Raw genomic sequence first — 3,157 nt, 5'->3', positions numbered from 1 at the left:
GTGTCTAGCATCAGGTTCTACATGGTCAGATGGAATTCGAACGGAAAACCTGCCTGAGTTAGAAAGATGGAACTGGACACAGATAAACTGGATGCTGCCGCACTCGCAATTCTGAGCCTTACACTGCATGATGGACGCCGGGTCTGGAAAGGGGTCGATTGGGCGATCACGGACAGGTTGTTTGAGAAAGGCCTGATAGAAAACCCCTCCGGTCGGGCCAAATCCCTTGTTCTGACGGAAGCAGGCCTTGCAGAAGCGCAGGCCGCTCTGGCCCGGCTGTTCAGCAAGAGTTGACGTGTCTTCATACGACCGCAGCGATGCGCGCACCAATTATTTACGACTGGCAAAAAAACGAATGACCAAAGCCTGGTGGTCCGTCAAACGCCGATATTCCTTGGCGCCAGGTTTTGCTGCATTCACTGCCCCGCCTCAAAAACAAAGTTGTGTCGATGCCACCTCCAGCAAAGGAAGACTTTTCATACCCGCTCGTCCAAAAGGCCAAGTTCTTCCCACATCCAGCGGAAATCGTACTCTGCCATTGGACTTCCGGGCTGGCGCGCACTCGCGTTCTCAATGTGTTTTAGCCAGGCGATGACCTTTTTACGACCAGCGGCACCGCGCACGGCCTGCCGCGGTGTTTTGTCTGCAAGTGCCGGAACCGGCTTGTCCAGAGTTTCCCGATAGTGCCGATTGAGAGTTTCATGGGTAATTTGTCTGGCGATATCTGGTGGGACTTCGTCGGATGGAATTTCCTGGTGCTCTGCCATGGCCTTTTCGGCAGTTTGGATTGACGTCAACGGTGCCTTCACCAGTCCGTCGAGTGCGCTCATCAGCATCTTGCGCCCGGTCACTGCGCGTTCAGCCGAGTTGACCGACAGGATCAGTGCCTTGCCCTTCAATTCCAGATATCCAAGGACCGTCTGGCCGGCCTTCGTCGTGTGCATAGCTAATGCACCCTTAGGACCGCCGTAGGTTGCCGGTTCCGGGGTCACCCAACTCCACGCCTTCTGTCCGTCAGTTAAAAGCTCCGGATGCCGGGCGAGGCGAGATTTTACATCTTTCTGCAGAACACCGGCCGCGAACGGAAACCGCAGATCATGGAATTCCAAGGGGTCCCCATTGTTATTGGTCAACGTCGGCAGTTCGGGAGCAAGAACCTTTGGCAATTCCGCGAACAGCCAGGCATTCGCGAAGAGCGGCGCACAACCGCGTTTTTGATCTTCGGTCAGATTGAGTGTCTGGCGTGGGCCAAGCTCCAGCGTATGACGGAGGCCGTCGAGCAGCAGCTCGGTTGCCTCTGATGAGAATTGCAGCAAAGCTCCAGATATCACGTAGTCATCACCCTGCTTCACGACGCGCACCGCAATGCGATCCCAAGGCTTCAGGCTGCGGGTCGCGCTCTTCTCGCGCACGGTGACGGGGTCAGACACACTGAGCAGATCGCGAACAACCATCGATTTGCCAGGTACTATCTGGCTGACTTCGAAGAGACTTGGGGCAGCAGACCTCAATCCGGCGAGGTATTTCCGATCTGTGGCACCCTCAGCCCAACCGCGCTGCTCAAGATACAGGTCGACGACATTGGCTTTTCCGTAATCAAACGTGCGGGCCAGCAAGTCTTCAAAGGCGCAGCCCCAAAGCGTCATCGGCCAGGTTTCACCGAGCAGCTCGCTCAAATCTTCAAAATCGAGATCAAACTCTTCAAGAGCTGGCCCAATGTGTTCCGCCAGAACATCGAGCATCCGCTGCTGCCAAACATCATTGCGTCGAATAAAGCCGATGAGGCCATCGACACCGTTCGCTATTGCCATGCCGCCCTCAAACTCAGTGTGAACCCAAACGATATTTATGTGTCCGAGCGGGGTCCACCCGGATTCCGGCGCTCAGGCTGTGCGTCTAAGAGAATGCATGCCATAGCCGCTCGGCTCAAGGAAGATGTCGGAAACTAGCACGCTTGGCCAAACTACTTTCGATACTTGGAGGAAAGTGCATGCAGCTGTTTCATTTCATCGTCGTGAATGTCTAATTCATCCAGGTGTGAGACCAACGATTGAAGGTAATCGAAATTGGGTCCAAGCCCGCCTTCTGCGACCGCGATCATCCGAGCAGCTTCTTCGATTGTCAAATGCGGCGAATACCGGCGGTTCGTCTGGTCCATGACGAATACCAACGCTTCTACTTGTCCCTGTGGAGTGTCAACTTCAAGAAACACAGGGCAATAAGCGCCCGCGAACATTTCCCTGTGCCACATGAACCTAGTCTCTCGATCGACCAGCTCAGTCGCTATCCTGAAGACTAGGCCGTCACATTGTCCACCTTCATCAAGAGCAGCCATAAGCCCGGGTCGATCATGACTGCCGCGTCCGCCTTCCAGAAGCATGCAAAAACTGCGACTCCATCCAGATAAAACGCCACGCCGGTATTCCTCGACATAAACGGCTGGGTCCCATATCAAAGAGCCATAGGCGAAAACCCAAAGGTCCTGATCCCATCGACCAGCCAGCACAGTTTGGCGATTGGCTTCCCGGTCGTCGTGGTTCATGCGCCATCCTGCAGGCCAGCCCTCATCCTCGGCTTGCTTGTCCAATTCAGCGAACCGTTCAAGACCGAAGCGCATCTCCGAAGAGTCCGGTGGAGTGATCAGGCCGCGAAGGGCAGGAGTGTGTTTAAAGACACGTTCGGGAAAAGGCATAAAGAAGTCTTGTTGATTGTTGGCCGCGACAACCACAGTAGAGTGCTTTGCTGAGCTCCGTCGACGAAAAAGCGTCTCGAAACGGCTGCTTCCATTAAGAGCAGACATTGGCGAAAACTAGCGGAATGACCGAGTTGCGGACTTTCCAGACATTGATGTTTAGACATGTTGCTAACGCAGCATTCGTTCGCACTCGCGGAAAGTGATACTCTGTATTTCGGCAGTTTTCGTCAGACTAGTCGTTCACAAGCTTAGTTTTGGTCGGAACCTAAACCGCGCTTTCGCCGCATCCAGTTCAGACATGAAAACCGCGGGCTAAACGGGCTTTCAATTCCTGCTCAAAAAATTTCTTCAGCAGAAAGCTCATCTGAAGTGCATTGTTGGTCGAGTTTTTGTTGAAGATCTGAGTTTGTGATATTGTGGAGTTTAATTGTTGATCGGAATTTGTTTTGTTTAGATACGTCT

At 53.6% G+C, this 3,157-nt stretch carries 3 protein-coding genes; 1 reads left to right on the top strand and 2 read right to left on the bottom strand.

The features are described 5' to 3' along the window. Positions 1-66: 66 nt before the first annotated feature. A complete protein-coding gene (locus AC2FNV_RS23405; protein WP_170607022.1) occupies positions 67-294 on the top strand; it encodes a DUF6429 family protein in 228 nt (75 codons plus the stop codon). Positions 295-476: 182 nt separating this feature from the next. On the opposite strand, the gene AC2FNV_RS23400 is transcribed toward AC2FNV_RS23405, so the two are convergent. Both AC2FNV_RS23400 and AC2FNV_RS23395 read right to left on the bottom strand, forming a co-directional pair. Next, positions 477-1,811 (bottom strand): DUF7986 domain-containing protein, encoded by a 1,335-nt coding sequence (locus tag AC2FNV_RS23400; protein ID WP_170610854.1) that lies wholly within the window; start codon positions 1,809-1,811, stop codon positions 477-479. Positions 1,812-1,963: 152 nt separating this feature from the next. Then, a complete protein-coding gene (locus AC2FNV_RS23395) occupies positions 1,964-2,692 on the bottom strand; it encodes a gamma-glutamylcyclotransferase (RefSeq protein ID WP_170610857.1) in 729 nt (242 codons plus the stop codon). Positions 2,693-3,157 lie beyond the last annotated feature (465 nt).

It is taken from the genome of Ruegeria sp. BHSA163, from assembly GCF_059613365.1.
This window is presented reverse-complemented; position numbering and strand designations above follow the sequence as displayed.